Origin of the sequence: Arthrobacter rhombi (assembly GCF_039526245.1) — a bacterium.
Classification (GTDB): Bacteria; Actinomycetota; Actinomycetes; order Actinomycetales; family Micrococcaceae; genus Arthrobacter_H; species Arthrobacter_H rhombi.
The window spans coordinates 183,092-209,652 of the sequence record NZ_BAAAIV010000005.1; the positions used below are offsets into that span (position 1 = coordinate 183,092).

Annotated in this window: 16 protein-coding genes; 6 read left to right on the top strand and 10 right to left on the bottom strand. The window is 62.8% G+C overall.

Going from position 1 to position 26,561, the window contains the following annotated elements; translation table 11 throughout:
- Positions 1 to 4 precede the first annotated feature (4 nt).
- The 5 genes from ABD088_RS05380 to ABD088_RS05400 all read right to left on the bottom strand — a co-directional run bounded on the left by ABD088_RS05380 (position 5) and on the right by ABD088_RS05400 (position 10,759).
- Positions 5 to 1,495: a CDP-glycerol glycerophosphotransferase family protein gene (locus tag ABD088_RS05380; RefSeq protein ID WP_343900602.1), complete on the bottom strand. Its 1,491-nt coding sequence runs from the start codon at positions 1,493 to 1,495 to the stop codon at positions 5 to 7.
- Positions 1,492 to 5,010, bottom strand: coding sequence for a CDP-glycerol glycerophosphotransferase family protein (locus tag ABD088_RS05385; protein ID WP_343900603.1), 3,519 nt, complete (start codon positions 5,008 to 5,010; stop codon positions 1,492 to 1,494). The genes ABD088_RS05380 and ABD088_RS05385 overlap by 4 nt, the downstream gene beginning before the upstream one ends.
- Positions 5,011 to 5,119: 109 nt before the next feature.
- On the bottom strand, positions 5,120 to 6,931 hold the full coding sequence (locus tag ABD088_RS05390) for a glycosyltransferase (protein WP_343900604.1): 1,812 nt from the start codon (positions 6,929 to 6,931) through the stop codon (positions 5,120 to 5,122).
- 78 nt (positions 6,932 to 7,009) lie between these two features.
- Positions 7,010 to 7,867 (bottom strand): CDP-glycerol glycerophosphotransferase family protein, encoded by an 858-nt coding sequence (locus ABD088_RS05395; RefSeq protein ID WP_343900606.1) that lies wholly within the window; start codon positions 7,865 to 7,867, stop codon positions 7,010 to 7,012.
- 387 nt (positions 7,868 to 8,254) lie between these two features.
- Positions 8,255 to 10,759, bottom strand: a complete 2,505-nt coding sequence (locus ABD088_RS05400) for a glycosyltransferase family protein (RefSeq protein ID WP_343900607.1) — start codon at positions 10,757 to 10,759, stop codon at positions 8,255 to 8,257.
- Positions 10,760 to 11,585: 826 nt separating this feature from the next.
- Here ABD088_RS05400 and ABD088_RS05405 point away from each other — a divergent pair.
- The 4 genes from ABD088_RS05405 to mutM are packed head-to-tail and all read left to right on the top strand — an operon-like array spanning position 11,586 to position 13,969.
- Positions 11,586 to 12,104, top strand: coding sequence for a YceD family protein (locus ABD088_RS05405; RefSeq protein ID WP_343900609.1), 519 nt, complete (start codon positions 11,586 to 11,588; stop codon positions 12,102 to 12,104).
- A gap of 2 nt (positions 12,105 to 12,106) precedes the next feature.
- Positions 12,107 to 12,310 (top strand): 50S ribosomal protein L32, encoded by a 204-nt coding sequence (rpmF, locus tag ABD088_RS05410; RefSeq protein WP_343900611.1) that lies wholly within the window; start codon positions 12,107 to 12,109, stop codon positions 12,308 to 12,310.
- Between the two features lie 9 nt (positions 12,311 to 12,319).
- Positions 12,320 to 13,036, top strand: a complete 717-nt coding sequence (gene rnc, locus ABD088_RS05415; RefSeq protein ID WP_343900613.1) for a ribonuclease III — start codon at positions 12,320 to 12,322, stop codon at positions 13,034 to 13,036.
- A gap of 3 nt (positions 13,037 to 13,039) precedes the next feature.
- Complete coding sequence (gene mutM, locus ABD088_RS05420; protein ID WP_343900614.1) at positions 13,040 to 13,969, top strand: bifunctional DNA-formamidopyrimidine glycosylase/DNA-(apurinic or apyrimidinic site) lyase; 930 nt, start codon at positions 13,040 to 13,042, stop codon at positions 13,967 to 13,969.
- Here the strand turns inward: mutM and ABD088_RS05425 are convergent.
- Genes ABD088_RS05425 through ABD088_RS05440 form a run of 4 tightly spaced genes read right to left on the bottom strand, consistent with a single transcriptional unit; the run spans position 13,966 to position 19,487 of the window.
- Positions 13,966 to 14,781: a serine hydrolase domain-containing protein gene (locus tag ABD088_RS05425; protein ID WP_343900615.1), complete on the bottom strand. Its 816-nt coding sequence runs from the start codon at positions 14,779 to 14,781 to the stop codon at positions 13,966 to 13,968. The two genes, mutM and ABD088_RS05425, sit on opposite strands and share 4 nt — an antisense overlap.
- A 10-nt stretch (positions 14,782 to 14,791) precedes the next feature.
- Positions 14,792 to 15,838, bottom strand: a complete 1,047-nt coding sequence (locus tag ABD088_RS05430; protein ID WP_343900616.1) for an NAD-dependent epimerase/dehydratase family protein — start codon at positions 15,836 to 15,838, stop codon at positions 14,792 to 14,794.
- The gene (locus tag ABD088_RS05435; protein WP_343900617.1) at positions 15,835 to 18,468 is read right to left on the bottom strand and encodes an alpha/beta fold hydrolase; all 2,634 of its coding nucleotides are present in this window, start codon (positions 18,466 to 18,468) and stop codon (positions 15,835 to 15,837) included. Before ABD088_RS05435 ends, ABD088_RS05430 begins: the two co-directional genes overlap by 4 nt.
- Complete coding sequence (locus tag ABD088_RS05440) at positions 18,462 to 19,487, bottom strand: 3-oxoacyl-ACP synthase III (RefSeq protein ID WP_343900619.1); 1,026 nt, start codon at positions 19,485 to 19,487, stop codon at positions 18,462 to 18,464. The genes ABD088_RS05435 and ABD088_RS05440 overlap by 7 nt, the downstream gene beginning before the upstream one ends.
- A 230-nt stretch (positions 19,488 to 19,717) precedes the next feature.
- On the opposite strand from ABD088_RS05440, the gene smc reads away from it, so the two are divergent.
- Together smc and ABD088_RS05450 are read left to right on the top strand one after the other, a co-directional pair.
- Positions 19,718 to 23,329, top strand: coding sequence for a chromosome segregation protein SMC (smc, locus tag ABD088_RS05445; RefSeq protein ID WP_343900620.1), 3,612 nt, complete (start codon positions 19,718 to 19,720; stop codon positions 23,327 to 23,329).
- A 209-nt stretch (positions 23,330 to 23,538) separates the two neighbouring features.
- Positions 23,539 to 25,548: an acyltransferase family protein gene (locus ABD088_RS05450; RefSeq protein WP_343900753.1), complete on the top strand. Its 2,010-nt coding sequence runs from the start codon at positions 23,539 to 23,541 to the stop codon at positions 25,546 to 25,548.
- A gap of 242 nt (positions 25,549 to 25,790) precedes the next feature.
- Here the strand turns inward: ABD088_RS05450 and ABD088_RS05455 are convergent.
- On the bottom strand, positions 25,791 to 26,561 hold a 771-nt coding region (locus ABD088_RS05455; RefSeq protein WP_343900621.1), incomplete at its 5' end, for an MFS transporter.

The window sequence follows — 26,561 nt, forward strand, 5'->3', positions numbered from 1 at the left end:
CCTGCTATGTGGGCGGTCCCGTAGGCGAGCCCAAGGACAAGACGGCTTGCCGGAACATTTCGGCAGAAGTGCCGCCTAGATAATAGGCGGCCGCCCGCTCGCGGCGCTCCCGCAGCGGGTCGCTGGACAGGAACTGGCTCCAGGCTTCCGCCGCGATGCTGCTGGGAAGGTAGGCGTGCTCGATCGATGGGTACAGCGACCTGGAGGGCAGGGGACCGCGAACCAAGGTTGCAATCGGCTTCAGGGTGGCGAGGTAATCGACTAGGAGGCTGGAGATGTCGGCGACCATGGCATCCGAGTCGTTGAACAGGTCGACAAGAGAGGCCGCGCCAGCAGCTTCCGACAGAAGATGCTGTCCACTGTCGATCGCCAGCAGGTGGTCGATGGCTGACACATAACCGGCGTCGGGCCCTCCGGTCCGGCTGAAAGGATGGGGGCGGAAGATGACCCGGATGCCGCGTGAGGTGAGGTCGGAAATAAAGGGACCGGCGTAGGCCAGCGAGCTAAGGGAACTCGCCTCGTTATAGCCGGACCACGTCGGTGCATAGAGTACCGTCCGGGGGGCGGAGCGGGTGCCGGATACCGGCAGGACGCCATCGAGTTGTGGGCGGCCGATGACGCGGGCCTGTCCGTCGTCGAGCCATACCTTGTGGGCCCGGTACCTGTCGATGGCCGCCTGCCCAGCGACGAAGATCACGTCATACATGCGGTGGGCGGGATGGGCGGAAATTTCCTTGTCGGAATCCCCGTGGCCGAGGTAGACGTGGCGGACGTTGCGGTAGCTGACGAGATTTGCGTTGCTGGTCACCGAATTGACGTAGAACACAGTGTGGACGCTGGGGACCATCACCTGATCCAAATCCTTGTTCTCCCGGCTGCACACGATGGGGATACCGCCGGGAAGTTCAGTCGCCAGGTTCTCGATTGCGGTGGGGTGCCGTACGACTACCATCACCTTGGGAGTGACGGTTTGCAACAAGGGAAGCCATTGCCTGATCTGGTAGGCGCCGCCCTCCGTTCGCCCGGTGTAAAGCACTATTTCGGGGGCGAAATCTAGGATGGCCCGCCTCTGGGCGGCCCGCTGGCGGCGCATCGTGCAGAATGCACGCAGGAGACGGGCGGTTGCCGCGCCGGCAATGACCACGGCGGCGACGACGAGGACCGCACGCAACCATACCGCGCCGTCGAGAAGGACGACGCAGACACACGCCAGGACGAGGATCGTCGTGCCCACTGTGGCGGCGCGCATGGCGCGCGATTCATCGCCGTGGACGGGTAGGCCCAACCCGCGTGATGCGGGGCGGCCGGGATATGCGGCCAGCACGTTTAGCCCGGGCCAGGGAAACACAGCGAGCAGGATGCCGACGCCCAGCAGAACTTCGGTGCCGACCCTGCCGCCAGCAGCGATGGCGGCACTTGTCAGAGCCGCGGCGAGGGCTAAACTCAGTAGCGCGTGGGCGAGGGAGACCTGCAGAGCCGCCTTGACTGTCCTCATGGGATCTCCCCGACCAGGTCGCGGTGGATATGGGCTCGAGCGGCATCGATGAAACCGTCGGCGTAGGATCCGGGCGGAAAATCACTGAGGTAGTACTCGCGTACTTGTTCCCGTTGGGCAGCCAACGGGTCCCGGATTAGGAGATCGTCGAGGACGGCGTCGAGGTTGTCCAGGTCCCCGTGCAAGACATAGCCGCTTTTGGTGGCGGGCATGTCGGCGTGTAGGTGTTCATCCGTGGTGTTGGCTGCCACCACGGCAAACGGTTTCGTGGATTGCAGGAAATCAGACACCATGGCCGAAACGTCGGAGATCATGGCGTCGGAGACGTTGAAGCACTCCACGAATCCCATGTCTTGTTCGGCGGCCGCACCATACATATGGTTGCGCCCGGTCACCTCGGCATCCTGGCGCAAGATTGCGCGGATGCGTCGCATCATGGCCCGGGCGTCCGGATAGCGGTAATTGAAGGGGTGGGCGCGGAAGATGACGGTACACCCCCGGGCCAGCAGGGACTGGACGATATCTACGCCCATGGGCAGTGAATAGACGGCGGTGTCGGCATACGGTCCTCGCCACGTTGGAGCGTACAACACCGTCTGCACCCCCTCGTGGTCCTGCCGACGCAAGATTCCTTCTACCTGGGGCCGACCGACGATCTCGAACTTTTCCCGGGGGATGGTGACACCGTGTCGGGCATACCTGTCGATGCCGGCCTGCCCGGCCGCGAAGATTGTGTCGTAGATTCCGTGGACCGGGTTGTAGCACGCGGCCTTCTCCGAGTCACCGTGGTTCAACCAGACATGCGCGAGTTCACGTCGCTCGATGAGGTGGGTGTTCTTCACCGCGTTGTTCACGTAGAAAGCCGTGGTGAGCCCGGGGACCAGGACGTCCTCGAGCGAGCCGAGCGTGCGGCGGTAGATGACTGGGGCATCGGTGACCTTGGCCGCGGCGCGCATCATCTTCAGATCGCGGGTGACTACGATATACGGTTCTCCGATGCGGTCCAGATAGGGGACCCACATGCCGAGCTGGTAGGAGACGCCCACCGTGGAGCCGAAGTACACGCAAAACCTGGGAGCCACTTGTTCCAACAACCGGGGGAGCTGGGCATCCAGGAGCAAGTTCACGTACCGGCGCTGGATGCCACGGACCAGTACGTATCCGGTCATGGCTAGGGAAGCCGCCCCGAAAAGCAATTGCAGGATGCCGGACTCCGGCAACAGCACCGCGCCCAGACACATGGCTACGAGGCTCAGGGCCGACGCCATGCCGGCCCAGCCTCGGGCGAAGGGCAGTGGTTTGGCCTTTTCAGTCCCGGGAAGGTTGCGGGACTGCAAACCGGCGGCCCGCCACGTGGCAACGGCCTGACCCTCGATGCTTATAGCGAGGAATGCCAGCCCGGGACCCACGATCGATGCCCAGCCATGCCCCATCACGGCCAGCCCAGCCAACAACGTCACGGCGATGAGACTGCGCGCGATCGCCATGGAACCCAGAGCGCGGTTCATTTCCCCTTGCCTGCGGAAACCGCGCCGGTGCAGGTAGATGAAAATGGTGAGGGCCAACAGTGCTGGAACAAGGAACGCGTAGCTGTCCACGCCGCGGACGGCGGCGGCTCCCAATGCCAGCGCGGCGAAGATATCTGGCAGAAAGTACCTGGCCATGCGCAGGGCCTTATTTCGCACGCGGCGCACGCGTTTGCGCGCCAGACGGCGTGCGCGCATCCGCTTGGCGTTGTCCGGCACCGGAGCCGTCGAGTCCGCGTCATCGATACTTTCATCGGGGTCGACTTCCACGCCCGAGTCTGCAATGGCGTCCTCGGTGGTATCTGGGGCCTCCACTGGCTCCGCCACGTGGCGATGTTCGATGGTGTGGCGGGCCGCGTCGATGAAAGCGGAGGCATAGTCCTCTTCGGGGAAGTTGCCGAGGTAGTCCTCGCGCAGCTCAGACCGGCGCGGGCGCAGGGGGTCGTCACCCAACATTGCATCCAGGACGGTGTCCACGTTCCGGACATCGGATTCGAGCAGGTAGGCAGCGCGGGCAATCGGATATTCATCGCAAAAGGATTCCATGGGCGTATTGACGACGACCATGGCCAAGGGCTTGCAAGAGTAGAGATAGTCGGAGACCACACTGGAGACATCGGAGACCATCGCGTCGGACGCATTCATGCATCCGATGATGTCCAGGTCTTGTTCGGCGGCTTGGCCGAAGACATGCGCGGTGCCGGTCCGGGCTTCATCCTGACGAAGGAGATCGTGGACATTCCCGATGATTGCCGCATCCTCTTCGAAGTGGTAACTGAACGGATGTGGCCGGAAGATGACGCGGACCCCGCGCTGCAGCAATGCCGAGACGATGGCGGCGGCTGAGGGGATGGAATGTAGAAACGTCTCCTCGACGTGGCCGCGCCATGTCGGGGCATACAACACGGTGGGGCTCGCCGGCATCGCGGCCGGGGCCGGCTCGAGGACCTCGAGTTGCGGGCGCCCGACGATGGTGAACTTTGCCGGGTCCATGACGACTCCGTGGGCGGCGTAACGGCGGGTTGCCGCGGCGCCTGCGGCGTAGATCTGGTCGTACATGGCATGCGTCGGGTTATAGGACGGTGCCTTATCGGAATCGCCGTGGCCGAGGTATACGTGGGTGAACTGGCTGTAGCGCACCATGGCCCCGTTCCCGGATGACGCGTTGACGTAGAAGATGGTGCTCAGTGAGGGCACGATCAGATCGTCGAGGTCGCCGAGTCGCTTCCGCAGGATGACCGGGGCATCGGTGAGCCGGGTCAGCGCGTGCGCGGGTCCCTCGGAGCGCGTGACGACGATGAACTTCTTGCCCGTGCGCTCAAGATAGGGCAACCACATGGCCACCTGGTAGGAGGCGTCATCAGGACGAGCCGTGTAGATAGCGAATTCCGGCGCATAGTCGGCGATGAGTGAGGCCACCGTGCGTTCGACCCTGCCGTTGTAGCGTCGCCGAAGGAAGACGCTCGTGGCCCGGACCAACATGACGACGGCGATGCAGGCGCCGAGAACGAACCAGCCCACAGCGGAGAGGTCCAAGGCGGCGACCAACACCCCATATCCGAGGAATAGCAGCTGGAGGTAGACGATCGTCTGTGTCAGCGGTAGAACGCGGGGTACCGGACCCGTTCCGGGCAGTTGGAGGATCGCGTGTCCTCCGCCGAGCCCGAAGCTGCGCAAGACGCGTTCCCCGACGATCATCCCGGCGCCGAGGACTACTGCCAAGGTGGTGAAGACGGATTCGAGGGTGCTTGGCGCCGTCGAGGCAGCCAACAACCCGGTGGAAGCCAACATGCCCGCGCGGACCGGAGTGTACTTGGCCAATCCCGGGCGGAAATTGCGGTTCGGGATGAACAGGAAGAGCACGACGACGGCGACCCACGAAAGGCCGAGGATCCACCCCCAGGAGCCCTTGCCGCTGTGCTCGATGGCTACTAGGAGGGTTGCAGCCAGCACCACCACGACGATGACCAAGGCAATGACGACCTTCAACCGGAGCCGAATGTGAGTCTGTGCTGCTGAGAGAGGGGAAGTGATCGGAGACAAAGGTGGAGATTCCTCGGGGATCGGGTCGGGTGAATAATTCGCGTCGCGTGGTCCGCTACATGGTCTTGAAGCTGAGGAAGCCTTTGACGGTGCGGTAACTGACCCGCCCTTCATGGCGCCAAGGCGATGACTTGTCCGATACGGGGATCCGGAGTCGGCGGGCCACGTTGTGTCCCGAGACCTGCAGATAGGCATCGAGGGGTTCGGTGCTGCCCCGTGCCAGGGTGGCCGCGGGCAGCGGATTGGCCACGGTGACCACGCCGTCGTCCAACAGGCCTGGGGAGAGGAAAATACTGCCGGACTGACGATCGACCCAGACGAGATCGAATTTCAGGTCTGCGAGCCTGCCTTGGGAGAGCACAACGTCGACGGGGACGCGCAAGGAAGCGCTCTCGTCCTCTCCCGTGGGGATTGCCTCGCGGGGGCGAAGGTTGTCGAACAGTACCCGGGTAGACCGCTGCCGCCGTGCAATGTCGAAGGCGCTTGCCCACTGGTGCAAAGCGGCGTCAACTCCGAAATCCTTGCTGCGGCGCCAAGCCATGCGGGAAACCAGACGGGCGCGCAGTCCGTGCTTCATGGCTCGAAGCACTGATTGGGCGGCCCATTTCTCTGAGGATTTGGGGACCAGGAATCCGGTGACCGCATGCTGGATGAGGTCTTGGGGCCCATACCTGATGTCGAGGGCGACGGCCGGGCAACCGCGGCCCATGGCCTCCATGAGAACCAGGGGCTGCATTTCGCTGTGGCTAGTCAGCAAGGTGAATGCCGCCGTGTCGAAATGACGGGCAGCCTGGGGTGTGGGGCCGTGGAAGGTGACCACACCGTCCAGACCCATCGCAGTACGCAATGCTGCGAGCTCTTCGGCATCCGGGCCTCCGCCGTAGATGTCGAGCGTGACGCGCGGGTCTTCTTGGTGCGCCAATTTGATGATGCGCATCGCTGCCGGAATGTTCTTTACAGGAGCCAGACGCGCGACCATCACACCACGCGTTCTCGAGCGCAGGGAAAACGGAGGGTACTTCGGGCTGCGCGGGACGATGTTAGTGACGACGAACCGGTTGTCTGCCGGGCCGAAACGCTCTTCGAGGTCCTTCCGGTTCCGATGAGTCAGGGTCACCACGCCGTCCCAGCGTTCCTGCGTTGTCAGGAACGGTCGGCGTTGAGGTGTCAGTGGTCCAGTCAAGGGGTGGCCAGCGGCCACCGCATGATATCCGTGAAGCACGTGGAATTTGTAGGTGTCGGGCCGCTCGTAGGAACCAAAATGCATTGCGGAGAACTTGGAGTCGACGATGAGGTAAGTCGGTCCGTGGTTTTTGATCTCGTCGAACCAAGCCCGATACAGGGATCCGGCTTCCGGGAAAGTAGTCGTCCCGGAGTCGTCGTGACGGATGAACCGGCGGCTGGTCCGTTTCCCGGACGAGTCATGTCGGCGAAATTCCTCCAAGTACGCGGAGCCGTCGGGCCGTGTGTAGGTCAAGTGGGTCGCCAACCCGGACTCGGGATCGGTCTCTGTATGGCAGAAGGGGAACCCGTCGTCGTCGTTTTCCCAGGAGGCGGCGTCGTCTGCCCGGGGGGCCAACCGGAGGCCCGCCGGATCGCCCGTTCGGGCGCGGAGTTCTTCGTGGAAGTTGACCATGGTGACGCTGGCGTTAATACGGCCTTCGTCGATGAGTCGTTGCTTGACGGGTGCGTACGAGGGACGGGGATCGACCGTCACCACCGTGGTGGGCACCTGGGCTACATCGGCGAAAACACGTGCGCGTTCGAGCATCGCCGCGGTGAGGCCGCCGAAGGAATCCGCGATGTGCATCGTGATCATGTAGTAGTCGCCACGCGGCAGGACCGGCGGGCGGTGACGTGGCCGCATTATTGTCCTCAAGAGGTCGATGTCGTCTGGAAGCCGGGGATGCCGACGATGTATAGCGGCAACTCTAACCGCCAGACGTCAGTCCCGCACGGATTTGAGTAATTCGTGCGAGGCGTGGATGAAACGCTCGGTTCCCGTGCCGAGCTCGGCCGGGCCGAAAACGAGGTCACGGAATTTACGCTGCCGCGCATCAGGTCCCCGGTGTGCCAGTTCGAGAATGCGATCGACGACATCCGGCGGAATGGAGGGCCACGTCGTGACGAAGTCGGTCAAGCGATGTGCTATTCCCGGTTCCGGGGGAGCGGGGGCGCTTAGGACCACAGTCGGCTTACCCAGCCCCACCGAATCCATGGCCATCGCGGAAATATCCGTGACCACTACATCGGCTAGCGAAATTGCCGACACTCCGTCACGGGGGGACTTCGAAGATGTTCCCAGTAGCTGCCGCGCCTCGTGCAACGCATGTGCGTATTCTGCCGCATACGTCCCGGTCTTCGGATGGGGGCGGAAGACTAGCCGCACTCGCGGGTCCCGGCACAGGGTGCGGACCAGGTCGAGTCCGTTTTCCCGGAGGGAGCTGTACGCCATGGCTGGGCCGTCGCCTTCCCATGTGGGGGCGTACAGGACAACGGGAACGTCGGTCGTCGGGCGTGCCACGGAGCGTGCGAGATCGAGTTGAGGGCGGCCGATTTCCACCAGATGTGATGCATCGATACGGCGGACATGGTGGAGGATTCGCTCCCTGGAGGCCGGGCCGGCGATGAATGCGACATCGTAGGCCTTGAGTTGATTGGAGACCATGGAAGACTTCTCGCTTTCGCCGTGGCTCAAATGGACGTGGTAAGGCCCATTGATGCGCAGCGTCGTGAAATTCGCCTGATTGTTATTGACGTAGAAGAGAACTTGGACCTGGTGGGCAGCGATAAAATCCTCCACGGCGGAGGCCTGCGTGCAAAGGACGATCGGTAACCGACCGGAGTCTAGGAGGCGGGTGGCAGTGTCGGCGTTGGCGAGCAAGAGCGTGACCGATGTTCCGGTCGCCGCGAGTCGGTCCAAGGCCGGAAGCCATTGTTCCAACTGGTAGGCACCCCGGGGGGTATCTGCGAAGTAGACGGCGAATGGGCTGATGGCCGGAGGTACCGTCTCCTTCGCCAGACGCCGACGGACCCTTGGTTCGTTGACCGCCGAGCTCAGTCGAGATCGGACACGACGCAGGACTGCTGCTACTTTCTTCCGCTGGAGCATTGGACCAGCTTAGTGGTAACGGTCGCTGCCATCCCCGCGGCGACCCTGGGCCTCCCCGGGTCGCCGCACGGGTTGTTGTTAGTGGCGGCTCCACTCGGCCTTGAAAGGAGTGGCAAGCTGAGACCACGGCTTGCTGGTGTCCCTCCAGTTGACCAAGAACGGATCGTCGTCGACCGCGTAGCCGGGAGCATGGTTCCAAGAACGGTTCAGTTCGTCCCGGTCCGGACCAACGACAGTATTGAGTGCCTCCCGAAAGCTCATTCCGTAATCGAGGATCAGGGGAACGAGGTGCGCTCCGAGCTGACGCTGGTTGGCAAGGTCGAGATTGAGCACCATGACATTGGGGTCGAAGGTGGCGAAATTTCCTGGACGGAGCCGGTGCGTGGCGAAAACGAGTTCAAGAGCCTTCTGGTTGTTCTTTCCCTGGCGGCTGGCCACGCGGCGGAAGAGTTCTAGGCCCCCTGTATGGCCACGGTGCTGGTCGTTGGCAGCGGTGACGAGGTGGTCGGCGGACGGTGCCTGGGCGGCTAGGGAGGCTATGTCGGACCTGACCAGGGCGGATGCCGGAAGGAAGATGAGGTTTCCGCTACCGGGCACGGCCTCGGCGGCCAAAGCCAGTACCACTTCGTGGCGCGAGGAACGCTTGTGGCCGGCGGTCAGTGACGCCAGTGCGGATTCGTCGGGAGTGATCCACGCGATGGGGAACGAAAGATCTGCGGATTCCAGTTCGGCTCGCTCCTGACTCGTCGAACCGTCGGCGGCTATCCAGATGGCAACTTGAGAATCCGTGTGGGCCGCGATCGAGCGAACCAGTGCCGGAACGTGCCTTAATTCGCCGCGGCGGGCATCGATAATCACCTTCACCGAGGGGTTGGCGCCCGTAGCGATCGTGCTTTCGTCTGCAACCGTCACAGATTGGAGGATTGAATCCGCAACGCGAGGTTCCAGTACGCGGAGACTGGCCGATGCCAAGTATTCGTCCGCCTCGGCCATGGCCGGTGCGCAGATCTCGCGCCAGGTCGCGTAGACCTCTTCCTCAGTGACGCCCGAGGCAATCGTCTGGAGCATGGTGGACGCTTTGTCCAGGATGCCGTTACGGATGCGATCGAAGGCTTCATCTGTGGTGTCGATCAGACCGCCGAAACGGTTGTCCGACCGGTTCTTGGGCAAGAACGTCACCTGGGAGCCCACGGAACGGGCCGGCAGGAAGCAATGGAGCCGCGAAGTCACGACGTTGTTGTATTCGAGGTGGTAGTGCGAGACCCACTCCCGCGCCAGGCGGAGGTTTTCTACGAAGGAAAGGGACCGGATGCCAGTTTGCGCCTGCGTCCGGGATTCGCCCGGACCCGTCTTCGGGGCGTCGACGTAAATGGTCTGGTCCCGTGTGTCAGCGCCGTCCCGGCGGAAGACCGTGTCAATCGTAGTGGTCAGGCATCCTGAGAAGAACGCCGGGATTCCCGCTGTCCGAAGAAGCGCGACAGTCTGCCAGTCGCGACAACCGACGGGCGCGTACTTGCGCAGGTAGTCGACGGTCTCGGGGGTCAACATGTCCGGGTAACGCACGTAAACGGACAGCAGGACCGGACGGAGGTTCGGGTGGAACGGAATACCGTAGCCCTGGTTGAACGTGTGATGCATGTACCAGCCGAACGTCAACGCCCATGTTTTTTCCGGCAGGGCCTGATAGGGGTTGCCGTCCCGATTCAGCTCGAGCAGGTTGAGCTGCGCGGACCGGCCGTCCACCATGCGCTCCGTCTTCGTGGTTGCACGGAGTTCGTTGGCGAACTCCACCAAATGGGCATCGCCATCGAAGGTGAAATTGCGTTGGCGCACGATGTGCCCCATCGAGGCTACGGACTGGATGTAGTCACCGATGTTCCGCGAGGTCACGTCGGGTTGTTCGTAGCCCATAATGCCGTAGTTGATAGTGCCGGGGACTACGGGGATCTCGGCCCGGTGGCTGCCCTCGGGAAGCCAGCTGGATAAGCGGGTCAGTTCCTTGTTGATGTGGTTGGATCTGGCCGAGTTGGGGAGCTGCCTGGCGATGTCGATCAACGTCCTGGCCTGACCGTCCAGTCCTCGTGCCAGGGCCTTCTGTGCGACATGAAGCAATGAGGAGGCGTCCCAGCGCTGGACACGGCCGGATTCCAGATCGGCATTGAGGATGGGGGCAGCGTCGGAGCCCAGTGCGCCGAAGGCGGCGGCATAGAGTTCGTCAGCGACCGGCTCGGAGGCCGAGGTGTTGGCGATCTCCTCGAAGACTGTCCATGCGTTGGCCGGCCCGGAGCTGCCCAAAAGGGAAGCTCCGAGAATGGCACTGCCCAAATTCCTGGTCCCTGGCTGTTCGCGCAGGGAATGGCCGATGGCCACCGCCTGATGGCGGTCCCCATTCTTGATGAGTTGGCGCACTCCGCCCAGAAGGGAGGCATCCAGTGAAGCTCCACGGGCCAGCTGGTCGAGATAGCCTGATCCGGACTTGGCCCGACGAGCCGCCTCGACCTTTAATTCGATGGCTGCCTTGGTTGGTGGTGTGTTGCCCGTGCCATTCCCCGCCGAATCGGCTTCGGGGAATTCCCGTTCCAAGGATCTGTATCCGAGAACGAACCCGTCCTTCGGCGAGCCAGTCAGTGGGGATCCGGCTATGCGCGCGACCGTGGGCATTGCCTGACGGGCCACCGGCGCTAAGACATTCTTCAGGCGCCGTTTCAGAGGCGGGACGACAGAATCAGGTGACCAATTATTGGGGTTCAAAAGAGAATCCTGCGCTTTCGGTTTCGACTATGCCCCCAATAACCCACCCATCATAGCGGTGCGACATGGGAGGATGCTTATGTGCGAAGTCTCCGGGCGTGCCGCGCATGGTTTCGAATGAGGCGATCGCCTGGGTCGCCTTCGGCTGTCATCCGCAAGCCGAGCCATGGGAGCCGGTCGCGGTCCGGTTCGAGACTGGCGTAACCCGTCCGTGCAGTGCGCGAGCGTCATGTCCGGTGGTGCTAGCCAGAACGTCCTGCTCTCATGGTCTGCGTATTCTTCCCCTTCTGCCGAGTATGGTCAGAGGGGACCCGCGAATCGGCCATCGGCCAGCGCCCTGGCACGCGCCCACTCATGTCGTGCAACCGGGCCGCGCATACGCGAGGGGTAGGATGTAGCAGCTGTGGGTAGCGTGCGACGGACGCCAATGTGGGCCGACCAGACGGCTACTGATGGCTGCCGCCTCCGGGCATACCGGGGCGTCCGGGCGTTTCGGTTTGGGTGCCTGCCAACCGTCAGGCTATGATGTAATGTCGGTCTTTGTTCTACAGGAGTACTCATTAGCGATAAGCGTTCAGATCATCCGTCGTCACGCGGAATAGATCGCAGCTCGCCGTTGGTCTTTTCGGCCAAGGAATTTGGGGGTCCCCCCGGTTCCATGAAGACTCTTGAACGGACCGTGCCCGCCCCCCGTGAAATGGGTGCGGCACTGATCGGAATCGAAGAGGGATCGAATATAGATCTGGATCTTCGATTCGAGGCCGTACACGAGGGAATCTTGGTTTCCGGTACAGCGTTCTCGGGTATTACCGGGGAATGTGGCCGGTGTCTGGAGCCCATCGCGTACGACCTCGAGTCCGACATACAGGAGCTGTTCTTCTTTGAAGGCAATGAATTGCCCGAGGAGGAGGATGTAGACCAGCACCAGATCATCGATGATTTCATCGACCTGGAGCCGGTGCTCCGGAACACAGTGGTGACCGCACTGCCGTTCCAACCGGTGTGCCAGGAGGACTGCGAAGGCCTTTGCGTCGAATGTGGTATCCGCCTTGCGGACGAACCTGGCCACCACCATGAGATCCTAGATCCCCGCTGGGCTGCCCTTACGGGGTTGACCGGCACCGCCGCAGACAATGCGGCATCGAGTACAGATTCAGTCGAGAGAGAAGAGAGTTAGCCGTGGCTGTTCCCAAGCGGAAGATGTCCCGCTCGAATACCCGCGCCCGTCGGTCCCAGTGGAAGGCAACTGCGCCCAACCTGGTAAAGACCGTTGAGAACGGCCGCGTGACCTACAGCCTGCCGCATCAGGCCAAGGTCGTGACCGACTCCGCCGGCACCGAGCTGTTCCTTGAATACAAGGGGCGCAAGGTAGCAGACGCTTAATAACGTCTGATGCCTTCAACAGAAGAGCTTTTGAAGCGTCTCGGGGTCTCCATTGACCCCGAGACGCTTCGTCTTGCGCTCACACACCGGTCCTATGCCTACGAGCATGGCGGTCTACCCACCAACGAACGTCTTGAGTTTCTCGGCGATTCGGTGCTCGGTTATGCCGTCACGGACCACCTCTACCGCACCTATCCCGATCTGCCGGAAGGTGACCTGGCCAAACGGCGCTCCGCCGTTGTGAGCACCCGGGCATTGGCCGGAATAGCGCGCAGCCTGGACGTCGGTCAACACATCCTCCTGGGCCAGGGCGAGCGGCTCACCCAAGGTGCGGACAAATCGTCCATTTTGGCCGACACCATGGAGGCCCTGATTGGTGCCACCTTCATCAGCGAAGGCCCCGATACGGCTCAGGCCTTGGTCATGAGATTGGTCGGCCCACTGTTACTCGACGTCGAGAATCTCGGCGCCGGCACCGACTGGAAGACGGCTATCCAGGAAATTTCCGCGGCTCGCAAGCTCGGCAATATCGAATACGCGATCACCGGCACAGGACCAGATCATGCACGCGTCTTCGAAGCGACCTTGAACATCGGTAAGACATCGTATGGCACAGGTACGGGGCCCTCGAAGAAAGAAGCGGAACAGGAAGCTGCTGCGGTTTCCTACCGGCTTCTGGTTCCCTCCGCGTCGAATGACTCCGCCGGAACCAGTACGGATCCTTAACGAATGCCCGAACTCCCCGAAGTCGAGGTGGTCCGTCGCGGACTGGAATCCTGGGTCTGTGGTCGGGGCATAGAGAGTGCGCAGGTTCATGACCCACGGTCGGTTCGACGCCATGTCGGAGGGCCGGCGGACTTTGAGGAAACCATCACCGGGACGACCATCACGGAAGCCGTGCGTCGGGGAAAATTCCTCTGGATGCCTCTCGCGGGTCTCCCCGAGAACGCGGCGCTCGTAGCGCACTTGGGGATGAGCGGCCAATTGCTGGTGGAAGAGAGCGACGCAGAGCGAGAAAAGCACCTCAAGGTCACCCTCCAGTTGGAAGCCGTCTCGGGAAAGCCCGCAGAACTTCGTTTCATCGACCAAAGGATCTTCGGTGGGCTTTTTCTGTCGAACTTGGTCTCCACCTCCGATGGGGCCCCAGGTGGCCTCGGGTCGATCCTCACCAGCATTCCGGAAGCTGCGGCGCATATTGCCCGTGACGTCCTGGATCCCGCGTTCGACATCGAGCTGTTCCACAGACGCCTGCGGGCGCGGCGCACCGGCATCAAGCGGGCAATCCTCGATCAGAACCTGGTTTCGGGTGTCGGCAACATCTACGCTGACGAAGCCCTATGGCAGGCCCGCATGCATTATGCGCGTCCCACGGACACCATGCGACGATCTGACACCGAGCACCTGGTCCAGGCATTGCGTGCCATCATGACCCGCGCATTGGATGCCGGCGGAACCAGTTTCGATCAGCTATATGTCAACGTCAACGGAGCGTCTGGATACTTCTCGCGGTCACTCAATGCCTACGGACGAAGTGGACAACCATGTACTCGGTGCGGTGACGGGGGAGTGGCTTCGCAAATCCGGCGAGACGCGTTCATGGGACGGTCCTCCTACACCTGCCCAACGTGCCAAAAAGTGCCCCGCAACGCGCGGTTTTAGCTCTGGAATTCGGCTAGGACAGCGTCGTTGAAGGGGGTCCACGCTTCGACGGCCCAGGGGCCGAAGTTCCGGTCCGTTAGCGCCACGCAGGCCAAACCCGCCGGCGGATCGACCCAGAGGAATGTACCCGATTGACCGAAATGCCCGAACGTCTGGGGCGAATTTTGAACGCCGGTCCAATGCGGGGACTTGCCATCACGCAGTTCGAACCCGAGCCCCCAGTCGTTGGGTTGTTGACGGCCGTAGCCGGGGAGAACACCAGCCACTCCAGGGAACTGCACAGTCGTTGCATCGATCAGGCTGGAGGCGGCGATCAACGTCGGCCGTTGGAGTTCGGCAGCAAAACGCGCCAGATCGTCCGCCGTGGAGACCGCGTCAGCGGCTGGGGAACCCTCCAAGGACGTTGATTCCATGCCCAGCGGGAGAAGAACTGCCTCGGCCAGATAGTCGGAGAAATTGATACCCGTTTCGTTCTCCAGTGTCCGGCCGAGGGTCTCGAAACCGCTATTGGAATAGATTCTCCGTGTTCCCGGGGCCGCGCGAATGGTTTCGGAGGCGAAGTCATAGCCGCTGACATGGGCCAGCAGGTGGTGCGCTGTCGACCCGTCTGGCCCGGCTGGCAGGTCCAGAGTCAGGGCCTGCTCTTCCAAGGCCACCAGAAGTGCATAGGTGGTAAGCAGCTTGGTCACCGACGCGAGTGGAAAAGCCCTTCCCATGTCGCCATGGCTGGCCAGTATGCTGCCGTCTGAGGACATGACAGCCGCGACAGCGTGTGGCACAGGCCAGGAGTCGATGTGTTCCAGGAAAGTCATGGTTGCCCTTCTAGACAGTGTGCTCTTCTGAACCATCGGCAGGACCAACGGGAGCGGATCCACCGTAGTGCGCCGCGAGTCGTGCCAGACCATCATCAATGGTTACGGAAGGAGTCCAATCCAGGAGCTCACGGGTGCTCCGCTGGTCGAACCAGTGGGCTGTGGAGAGCTGTTCGGCGAGGAATTCCGTCATGGGCGGTTCGTCACTGACCCACCCTCTGCGTAGCGCAACCACCCAGGCCTTCTCGATGACTGAACCAGCTACGCGGGCGATCGAACCCGGGACACTGAAGCGTGGAGCGGGAACACCACCGGCCGCGCAGATTCCAGCCATCAGTTCGCCCACCGGGCGTGGCTCGCCGTTGGTGATTACCAAAGATCGCCCGTGGGTCGATTCGATTCGTTCCAATGACTGGACGATCGCCCCTGCGGCATTGTCAACGTAGGTGGTATCTATCAGAGCGGTGCCGCCGTCGAGCAAGGGCAACCGGCCTGACCGGGCCCGATCGATGACACGTTCCACCAACTGGGTATCGCCCGGGCCCCACACGACATGGGGCCGGACAACGGCGACGCGGAAATCAGGCGCGTCAGCGGCAAGGGCGAGTACCTCGGCGGCTGCCTTGGACCGCGCATAGTTCCCGCGTGCGGCGTCGGGATCCGCAGGGCCGGCACCCTCACCCACGATGGAAGTGCCTAGATGGGCGACTGACGGTGAGGAGACGAAAACGAAGTCAGGAACGCCGACGGCACGGGCTGCGCTCAGGAGGAGGCGGGTTCCTTCGATGTTGGTGGCAACGAACTCATCCCACTCTCCAGTGAAGGATACTTTCGCAGCAAGGTGCAGGACGGCGTCCACACCATCCACCGCCCGGGCTACAGCGTTGGCGTCGGCAACGGAGCCTTGGACCAATTCCGTACCCGCAAGAGTCGACGACCCGCGCTGAAAGGTCCGGACCCGGTATCCCCGGGAGAGCAATTCGTCGCAGACAGCCCGTCCGAGCATTCCGCTGGCTCCGGTGACGAGTACGAATCGGCTGTGCCGTACGCCGGTCACAACCGGACGCCCTTCTGGCCGGAGAGCATGGACCCGGCCCAGTCGGAGAGCGCGCTGCGGTCGATCTTCGAGTTGTGCCGAATATCGGTGGGCATGTCCTGGACGGTGAGGACGGCGGAAACGGGGATACCGGTTCGCTCCAGCACGACACTGCGTACTCTCTGGGTCTGAGCGGGGTCCAAAAGTCCGGATCGTCGGGACTTCGGATCGGTTTCGACGATGACGACGACTGCCTGCGTGCCGACGGGACCCACGCCCACGACGGCGGCGCGACGTATCCCGGCTACAGACTCGGTGGCCAGCTCGGCTGCCACCGGCGTCCGGACGCCATCGGGTGTGGTGATGATGTGTCCCAGCCGTCCCTGGACCCACAGTCGTCCGTCCGCATCAAGCTCACCAACGTCGCCGGTGTGGTGCCAACCCGGATGGATGGCACTCGCCTGCTCGGTGATCCAGAGGCGGTCATAGCGGTCCTTGACATGTGGAGCGCTGACGACGATTTCTCCGAGGACAGACGGCTCCTCGCTGAGTTCTTCCGTGACGGATCCATCCGCGGCGAGCGGGGCGATTCTGACACGCGCTCCGGCCACTGGGGCGCCGACGCACACACCATCTCCTTCTCCGGCCGCAAGGATGCCCTCGAGACTGATATCCGTCACGGGCAGGGCCTCGGTCATCCCATACGGAGTGTGGACTCTTGCCTGGGGTGCGAGTTGCTGGACTTCCTGCAGCAGTTTTGCCCCCAAGGGGGCGCCCGCCGAAAGGAGGAGGTCCACTTGTTCTAAGGCAGCCCGTTGCACGGTGTCCATTTCAGCGGAGGTGGCCAGCACATTGACCAGCGCCGCCGGAGAGGCGAAGACAATCGTTGCCCCGATAGCCGCCGCGGCATCGGCCAGAGCCGCGGCAGTCAGCGTGCGGGGCGAAGTGACATCCATGTCTGGAGTGACCGACACGGCGCCCAACGCCGGCCCGAGCAGGGCGAACGGAGCAAAACCGGCGACTAGTGCGTCGCCCGGCTTCAGCCCGTACGTAGCCTGCAGCGTGTCCCGCATCGCGGCAAGCTGGCGGTGCGTGTAGACGACTCCCTTGGCCGGTCCGGTGGACCCGGAGGTGAACAGCACTGCGGCATCTGCATCCGGATGGGCTCCGACAAACGGAGTGCTGTCTTTGCCCATGAGACGGGTGCCTGCCCGTTCGAGGTCACTGACGCTAGCGGTGACGCCGAGCAGCCGGCGTTTGGCAGGGGAGACGTCGCCCACGGCGATCCGCTGACCGGGCCAGTTGAGAGCACGGGCACCAACCAGCGCACGTTCGATGCCGATCAGGTAGCCGGGGCCGGCACCTCGAATGGCCCGGCCGAGGCCGCGTGTGCCCAGCCCAGCATCGGCGACGACGATGACGGCGCCCAGGCGAAGGCAGGCATAGATGAGGGCGGTGAGTTCGGAACTCGGAGGGACCAGCAGGTTGACCCGGTCACCGCGACGCACGCCGAGATCCGCAAGGCCATGGGCGATGGCGTCCACTCGGTGGGCAAGCGAGGCCCAAGAGACCGATCGGGAGAGGCGGGGGGAACCTGTTGCCGGCAACATGTCGACCACAGCATCGGTTTGGTCGGCTCGGCGCGCATCAAGTTCTGACAGCATGCTCCGGAATTCCGCGACGTTTTCAGCCGCGACGGGAACTGGGGCAGTGGCGTCCGGCGTCGGCAGGGAGGTGGCCAGCCACGCCAAGAGCGGCGTGGCGATGTCTCGGTCCTCCGGCAGTAGATGCCCGGCGAACTCGAAGCGGTGGACAGCGGCGTGCGGCAGTCGATCCATCAGATCGCGCAGGTACCGGTCGGAGAAGATGGGGTCGCGCGGGCCCCACATCATCAGCGCCGGGACCCGCAGCGAAGAGATCTCCGCCGAGATGGCGTCCAGAGTGTCCCAGCTGGGGTGTCCCTGTTGGGCTGGAATGTCGGCTACAAAATTGGCGACCCCGGCGCGATCGGACGCTGTGAGGTAGGGCGCCATGAAGGCGGACTTCACCTCGGCCGTCAGCTGGGGATGGGCCAGCGAGTGGGTGACCTTCAGGAACGCCGAGGTGGTCTGCGTGCCCCACCGGTGGACTGCGGGGTTCAACGCCAAGGACAGCGCCGGCGGAAGCGTGAACCCGGCAGGGTGCACTGCGGTGTTGGTCAGCACCACACCGGCGAGCAAATCGCGATGCCGCGTGGCCCACCCGAGCGAGATGAGTCCACCCCAGTCGTGCCCCAAGGTGATGACCGGTCCCGCTAGCTCCAGGGCATCGGTCAGGTCGCCCAAATCGCTGACCCGGTCTTCCAAGCGCCGAAACGTGTCAGTGCGCTCCGAGAAGCCCATGTCGAGCTGGTCGACGGCGATGACGCGCCAAGGAATTTCGGCTACCGTCGCTGCCTCGACGACGCTGCGCCAGAGGTAGGACCAGGTCGGATTGCCGTGGACGGCCAAGATCGTTCCGGCCGGGCGTCGTCCTTGGGCTTCCAGGACTGAGCCGTTGTCCAGGATGTGCCACCGGTGGGTGGTGTCCGGACGGTCGCAGCCTGCCGTGGAGCGGACGGTGAGGAATTGGGAGAATTCGGGGCGAACCCCGGGCCAGTTCCGTCCTACCACGCCAGCTCCAACATAGCTGTGTTGAGCCCGGAACCGACGCCCATGCACAGCACCCGGTCGCCAGGATTCAACGAGTTGGCTTCCTGGGCCAGCGTCATTGGCAACGATGCGGGGCCGACGTTCCCCCACTTGGGGAACGTGATCGGGACACGTTCCTTGACCAGGTCCACGGCCTTGATGATGGCGTTGGTGTAGGAATTCGAGACCTGGTGCGTGACATACCGGTCCATCGAGCCCCAGTTCCAGCCGTCCTGGTGTGCTTCGTCCCAGGCATCCACCACGAGTTTCAGGCCGTGGTCCAGCAGGCCCTTGGTGTCCGTGTACATGCCCTGGGGGCCGCCGACGCAGAGCTCATGGTGCTCGGTTCCTGCACGGGAGACGCCGCCGAGGATGCGGTGGGATCCGGGGTGTTCGTCGGCGCGTCCGATGACGGCTGCTGCGGCGCCGGAGCCCAACGTCAAGGTGGCGAATTCGCGCAGGTAGTCCTCGCGGGTGGAATCCTCGCGGTTCAGCCGATCAAAGGTCGGCTCCTGGGCGATTTGTGAATCTTCGCCGGCCACAATGAGGGCGTATTTGATCTGGCCGGAATCGATCATGTTTGCTGCCAAGGTCATCCCGTTCACGAATCCCAAGCAGGCGTTGGCCAGATCGAAGTTCATGGCAGAGGACGGCAGACCCAAGCCGTTGTGGACCTTGACGGCCACGGAGGGCTCCAGGTTCTTGCGGGTGACCGACGTGTTGATGAGCAAGCCGATCTCATGGGGCTCGACTCCGGACTCCGCCAGGGCCTTGGAGCCGGCTTCCACGGCAGCGTCGTCGAATCCGGTCCCTTCGGGCCACCACCGGCGTTCGCTCACGCCGGCAACGCGCTCGAGGAGCCTCTTCGACAGCCGGAGTCGCTTCAGGCTGGGTTCGAGGCGCTTGTCGAATTCACTGGACGTAACGACGACTGGTGCCTCCACACTGGTGACGGCAAGAATTGCCGAGTTGGTGTGTCGAAACGTTGCATTGCCGCTCAATATCCAGCCTTCGTCCAAATGGGGATCCACGTGCCGCCCACGCATCCGACCGATGCGAAGACTCTCCAACCGTTAACTATGCACGCTGCCCCATGGTTCCCGCACATTCACCAGACGGCATGAACGATGCTTGTGACATTTCCCCCACCGTGTGGCAATCGTTGGCAGCCCGAACGAACGCAGTAGATTAGGAACATCGAATCGACAGTTCCGACAGCTGAAAGTACCCAGTGCACCTGAAGACCCTGACCGTCCGTGGATTCAAGTCGTTTGCTTCGGCGACGACGTTTGAATTCGAGCCCGGCGTGACCGCGGTCGTCGGGCCCAACGGGTCGGGCAAGTCCAACGTCGTGGACGCCTTGTCCTGGGTCATGGGGGAGCAGGGGGTGAAATCACTGCGGGGCGGCAAGATGGAGGATGTCATCTTTGCCGGTACCTCCGGGCGGGCCGCGCTGGGGCGCGCACAGGTGTCCCTGACCATCGACAATGCCGATGGGGTGTTGCCCATCGAATACTCCGAGGTCACGATCACGCGGACCCTGTTCCGGGCCGGGGGATCCGAGTATGAGATCAACGGCCGTTCGTGCCGGCTACTGGACATCCAGGAACTGCTCTCCGACACCGGCATGGGACGGGAGATGCACGTCATCGTCGGGCAGGGACAGCTTGACCGCATCCTGCACGCAACGGCAGATGAAAGACGGGGTTTCATCGAGGAAGCCGCCGGTGTGCTGAAGCACCGCAGACGTCGTGAGAAAACGGTCCGAAAACTCGACTCCATGGCCACCAACCTGTCCCGTCTGCAGGATCTGACGGGTGAGGTCCGACGGCAGCTGACCCCATTGGGCAAGCAAGCGGAAGTAGCCCGCCGCGCCCAGTCCGTCCAGTTCGAGGTCCGCGATGCCCGCGCACGTCTGCTCGCGGATGAGCTGGTCACGTTGCGTGAAGCGTTAATGCGTGAACTAGAGGATGAGCGCCGCATCAGGGAACGTCGCGATGACGTTGAAAAGGAACTACGGGACGTGAAGGAGCGTCAGTCCGCACTGGAGACTGTAGCGGAGAGGACCTTGCCTGAACTGAACGCTGCACGCGAAGCCTGGCATGCGCTAAACACGACCAAGGAACGGTTCCGGTCACTCGGCGCACTGGCAGCGGAACGCCAACGCAACCTGACCTCTCAAAGCACGGTCGTCCACGACTCGTCGCGTGATCCGGAGCGAACGGAAGCCCACGCGGAACGACTTCGCACGGAGTTGGGCGTCCTGGAGAGTGAACGGGAAGGGCTGTCGCTCCAGCTGAAGGAATCGATCGCTCGTCGATCCGCCGCCGAATCCGCTGCAGCAGAGGAATCCCACAGACTGACCCAGCTCATGCGCGCTGCCGCAGACCGCCGGGAAGGACTCGCGAAGCTAGCAGGTCAGGTGGGATCGGCACGCAGCAGGTTCGAGTCCCTGGAAGCGGAAATCGGAAGACTACGCCAATCCGCGGAGCAGTCCCGTGTACGCGGGGCGGAAGCCCAACTGAAATACACCGAGCTGGAGCAACAAGCGAGTGGTGTCGAGGACTCGGAAGAGAACTTGGACGCGGAGCACGAACGCGCCGAGGAGGAATTGGCGTTGTGCAGCCGGGAACTCGCGGAGTTGACGGAGCATGAACGAGCGGCCGAACGTGCACGGACCTCTTTGCAGGCACGCCTTGAGGCCCTGCAGGCCGCGATGGGTCGCCGTGACGTCTCGGAGGAAGTTCTGGAATCAGGCCCGGACGGAATTCGCGGACGGATCAGTGCCGACCTACGTGTCGTACCGGGTTACGAAACTGCAGTCGCCGCAGCACTTGGTCCATATGCGGAGGCCTTGAGCGCCCTCAGCGGCGAGCAGGCCCTCCGGACGTTGGAAACAGTGCACAACGGAGAATCCGGCCGTATCCACCTGGTGTTTCCTCCGACACCGCTGGAAGGCGAGCCATATCCCGCTGGGGCGACTGGGCGGTCGACCGCGACTGCAGGCAAACACGCCGATGTGCGCTGGGCCGCCGAATTCGTCGGCGTACGTGATGAAGCACCCCAAGGTCTCCAACGTGCTATCGACTCGATGCTTGAAGGCATTGCCATTGTTGCCGACCGGGCCCAGGCCGCCCGACTTCTGGCAGATGATCCGCGGCTGACGATCGTGACCCTGGCGGGGGACGTGCATACTTCCAACAGTGTCGCGGGAGGCTCGGGCGTAGGGTCGTCCCTGCTCGAGCTGCAGGCTGCTATCGACTCCACCGAAACCGAACTTTCCGATGCGACGTCGGCTTACGAACAACTCCGATTCAAACGCTCTGGTGTCGAGGAACGTCATGGGAAGGCCACGATTGCCGTTGATACCGCCTTGGAACGGCTCTATCAATCTGATGCTCGCATTACCGGAGTTGCCGAACAGCTGGCGACTCTGGGATCCACGATTCGCCAATCGAACGCCGAGACCGAGCGTGCCGACCAACAGATCCAAGGCACCGTTGAGTCCTTGCAGTCCGCGGAAATCGCTGTGGAGGAACTTCAAACTCGTTTAGCTGCGGCCCAGGAAGCACCGTCCGACGAGGAACCTGACGGCACCACGGGTGAGCGCCTCAACGCGGAAGCCGCGAGTGCGCGGGAACACGAACTCGAAGCGCGACTCGCATTGCGCGGCTGCGAGGAACAGGTTAAGAACCTGGGCGGCCGCATCGAATCCCTCATCCAGTCTGCGGCCCGGGAGCGCAGACACCGCGAGACAGCAGAATTACAAGCCGCCTCCCGACGCCGCCAGGCAACTCGAGCCGGTGCCGTGGGACGGGGGATCGACGTTGCACTCGAGCGCGTGGCCGGCTCCCTTGCACAAGCTGGCGTACAGCGTGACCGCTTGGCCACGGAACGTGACGAGACGGATGCCCAGATGGCAGCTGTCAGGTCCCAAGCCGGGGCATTGGCCACCGAGCTGGCGGGGCTCACCGACTCCGTCCACCGCGATGAATTGGCCCGGGCCGAACAGCGGATGCGTATTGAGGCTCTTGAAGCCCGCTCTTTGGAGGAACTGGGAATGACCCCGGTATATCTCGTGGAGAACTACGGGCCGCATCTACCCGTTCCGCAGCCAGCAGGCGAAGTGGATAAATGGGCGGCGCTTCGGCAGGACGTCGACGAAGAGGGCAATGCCGTCCCGGAGGGTAAAGCCTTTGACCGTGTGGAACAACAGAAGCGCTTGCGCAAGGCGGAAAAGGACCTCGCCTCGCTCGGGAAAGTGAACCCGTTGGCCTTGGAAGAATTTGCCGCTTTGGAGGAAAGGCACCGGTTCCTGGCCGAACAGCTAGAGGACCTCAAAGCCAGCCGCAAGGATCTGCTGGATATCATCCGCGACGTCGATGAACGGGTCGAGCGAGTCTTCACTGAGGCCTTCCACGACACTGCGGAACAATTTGAGCGGGTCTTCGCGACGTTGTTCCCCGGAGGCGAAGGACAGCTGGTCCTGACAGATCCGGAGGACATGCTCAATACCGGCATCGAGGTGCAGGCGAGACCCGCGGGAAAGAAGATCAAACGGCTCTCCTTGCTCTCTGGAGGTGAGCGGTCACTGACTGCGGTGGCCCTTTTGGTCGCGATCTTCAAGGCCCGCCCTTCGCCGTTCTATGTCATGGATGAGGTCGAAGCAGCTTTGGACGACACCAACCTGGGACGATTGCTGACGATTTTCCGGGAATTGCAGGAAGCGAGCCAGCTGATCATCATTACCCACCAGAAACGGACGATGGAGATCGCTGATGCCCTTTATGGCGTGTCCATGCGCGGAGACGGCGTTACCAAGGTCATCAGCCAGCGCCTCTGATCCGTGCCATACGCACGCACAGGCAGTCCTGAGAATTCGCCGAGAGTGCCCACGAGGAGACCGCGTTGCGCTCACGCTGGACCGCCGTCGGCCTTAGACTTTAGCGTTGCAAGATGTTCAGAGGGAGTTAATCCGGGGGGATTAGGGAGTTCAAGATCATTCACTCGACGCCGACAAAACCGGATTCTAATCGCGGATTTCGTGCCGACATTCAGGGTCTACGTGCCATAGCCGTGACTTTGGTGGTGGCCTATCATCTGCTCCCCGGTACGTTCACGGGCGGCTATATTGGCGTCGATGTTTTCTTTGTAATTTCCGGTTTCCTCATCACGAGTCATTTGATGGCCAAGCCGCCTACGAGTCCGCGTCTGTTGGGCCAGTTCTGGGCACGTCGGGTCCGCCGGCTACTGCCCGCGGCGTTCACTGTCATTGCGGCTACCCTCTGCATGACCTGGCTCGTGGCTCCGGAGAGCCGATGGCGCAGCGTGTCCTGGGACGGGATTGCTTCCGCCTTCTACTTCCAGAACTGGCGACTGGCCGCGAGCTCCACTGACTACTTGGCCGCGGAGGAAGCCCCATCGCCGCTCCAGCACTACTGGTCACTCTCCGTTGAAGAGCAGTTCTACATTTTTTGGCCGGTGCTCATCTTGTTGGTGTTCGCGGTTGCAAAGCGTTTTGGCTGGCGCGCGCTGCCGGCCGTTACCGGAACTTTGGCGTGCGTAACGGCGGCGTCCTTTGCCTATGGCATTTTCTTGACGGAGGCCGAGCCTGCTGCTGCCTATTTTGTAAGCACAACACGGATCTGGGAGCTCGGTGTTGGTGCGTTGCTCGCGTGTGTGCACCAGCTGTGGCGTCCCGGCCGGGTTCTGGGCATTGTATCCGCCTGGGCAGGTCTGGCCTTGATCGTGGGGGCGGCGACAACCTTCACGGCAGCCACGCCTTTTCCCGGTGCGGCGGCCTTGGCCCCGACGTTGGGCGCGGCCGCGCTAATCTGGGCCGGCAGTAGCTCCAAGTCGTCTCCGACTGGGGTGCTGGGGCTACGACCGGTGCAGTGGGTCGGCGATGCCTCCTACTCGATATACCTGTGGCACTGGCCACTGATCGCCTTGGTTCCCCTAGTGGGAAACGGGCGTCTGGGCTGGATCGATTCCGTCGTAATCATCGTCGGCGCGCTTGCTCTGTCCGCCTTGACGAAGACCTTTATTGAAGACCGCTTTCGCCAAGCGAAGTTCCTGGCGGCTCCGTCCCGGAGCTTCGCCATGGGGGCTTGCTCCATGGCAGTCGTGGCCATTATGGCTGTCGTACCGCTCGTCCATGTCGGGATGCAGGAAAAGAGCTCCCAGAACCAAGTCGCTGCCGCCCGCACATCAACGGATCCCTGCCTCGGCGCCCGGGCGCTGGACCAGCCGATTGATGCCTGCCCGCAGGTGGACCGGGACAGCCTCGTTCCGAATCCGGCTGTCGCCGCGGACGACAAGTCCGATGCCTACCCCGATGACTGCTGGGAACATTCGCCCTACCCAGGCTTGCGCAAGTGCGTATATGGCAACGGATCCAAGGACGTGGCTCTGGTTGGAAACTCGCATGCCGGGCAATGGCTCCCCGCGCTGCAAAAGATTGCCGATGAAGAAGACTTGACGATCACCACCTATCTGGCTTCGGCCTGTGCCCCGATAGATGCAGACCTTGCATTGAGTGCCAGCAAGCAAAAAGGGTGCCGTGATTGGGCACAACGCGCTGTAGAGGCCACAACCGGCGACAAATTCGATCTAGTTATTGTCTCGACACGGAACGTCTATGGAGTCGCAGGGTCCTCGAAAGCGGACTTTATCCCGGCTCTACAGAGTGGCTATGAAGGTCTTCTCAAGCAGTGGGACAGTAGGGGCACCAACCTACTGGTGCTCCACGACACGCCTTTCCCCCAAACAACAGTCAACTCGATCCCCGACTGCCTTGCGGATACGCACAAGGACATACAGGACTGTTCGGGCGCACCCGGTGATTGGATTCCCGAAGACCCGCTATACGATGCGGCCAAAAAACTTGGTTCCGGTATCCAGACTGCGGATCTCAATAAGCATATCTGCCGACCGGAACGTTGCTACGGAGCCAACGGTGGGATCGTGACCTACTTTGACGGGTCTCACCTGTCGGCAACGTACGCGGCGACGTTGTCCTCCTATCTCGAACCGGAAGTCGTGGCGGCCCTGAAGAAATAGGGGCCACCCCCTGGCCGGAAGACCGCCCGGGTGCGCAGTGTATTCGCCACTTTCCGATGTGGAGATGCCGTTCCACTCGGGTGCCCGCAGGACCGGTCCCCGCGGGCGAGTCCAACCGCCGTCGGTATCTGTGGGCCGATGGCCAGTTGGCAGCGGAACCCGTTAGGCGGGCCGCCGGGTTAGTCGAGGTTTTCATCCGAGTCGCATGGTCCCGTGGCCTCTGGTCTTGGGTGGGTGTCTATTCACGCCTGTAGCTCGGGGGTTTCCTTCAGCCGTAGCCACGCACCTGCCCCGGCCAGCCCGATCAGACCGGTGATGGCGAAGGCCCACCCGAATCCCCAACGGTCGGCGATGAGTCCGGCCACCACCGGACCGAGGATCGCCCCGGCGTCGGTGGCCATCTGGAATCCGGCCATGACCTTGCCGCCGTTGTGCTCGCGTCCAATGACGTCGGCGACGGCCGCCTGTTGTGCGGGATTCATGAAACCGATGCCGGCACCGGCAATGATCGACAAGACGATGAAGAGGACCTCGTGGTCCGTGAGCCCAATACCGGCCATGGCCACCGACCCGATGGAGAGGCCCACCAAAACGGGCATGCGGCGGCCATGCCGGTCCGTGACCCTCCCGGCCACTGTGAGCGATACTGCGTTGCCGATGGCGAACAACCCCAGCGACAGGCCAGCCACGGCGGCCCCGTTCGTGAATGCCTGGGCGGCGAAGAGCGGGACGAGGGCGACGCGGACTCCGAAGTTCGACCAGCCGTTGGCGAAGCCGGAGACGAGGGCCGCCCGATAGACGGGATTCTCGAAGGCTGCGGCGAAGCCCATGGCCGGACGGGTATCCCGGGGGCCGCGTTTGGCGGAGGACCGGACCCCCAGCAGCGAGAGGTAGACGATGGCGGCGGCGACGACGAGTGCTCCACCATAGATGAAGAAGGGAAGCCGGTAGCCGAAGACGGCCAGGAAGCCACCCACCACGGGTCCTACGATGTTGCCGATGAGGAAGGAACC

Excerpts from the sequence above, each read along its gene's own strand:
- ABD088_RS05380 (WP_343900602.1), bottom strand. The coding sequence starts at position 1,495 with ATGAGGACAGTCAAGGCGGCTCTGCAGGTCTCCCTCGCCCACGCGCTA.
- ABD088_RS05390 (WP_343900604.1), bottom strand. The coding sequence starts at position 6,931 with ATGCGGCCACGTCACCGCCCGCCGGTCCTGCCGCGTGGCGACTACTAC.
- ABD088_RS05405 (WP_343900609.1), top strand. The coding sequence starts at position 11,586 with ATGAAGACTCTTGAACGGACCGTGCCCGCCCCCCGTGAAATGGGTGCG.
- rnc (WP_343900613.1), top strand. The coding sequence starts at position 12,320 with ATGCCTTCAACAGAAGAGCTTTTGAAGCGTCTCGGGGTCTCCATTGAC.
- mutM (WP_343900614.1), top strand. The coding sequence starts at position 13,040 with ATGCCCGAACTCCCCGAAGTCGAGGTGGTCCGTCGCGGACTGGAATCC.
- ABD088_RS05425 (WP_343900615.1), bottom strand. The coding sequence starts at position 14,781 with ATGACTTTCCTGGAACACATCGACTCCTGGCCTGTGCCACACGCTGTC.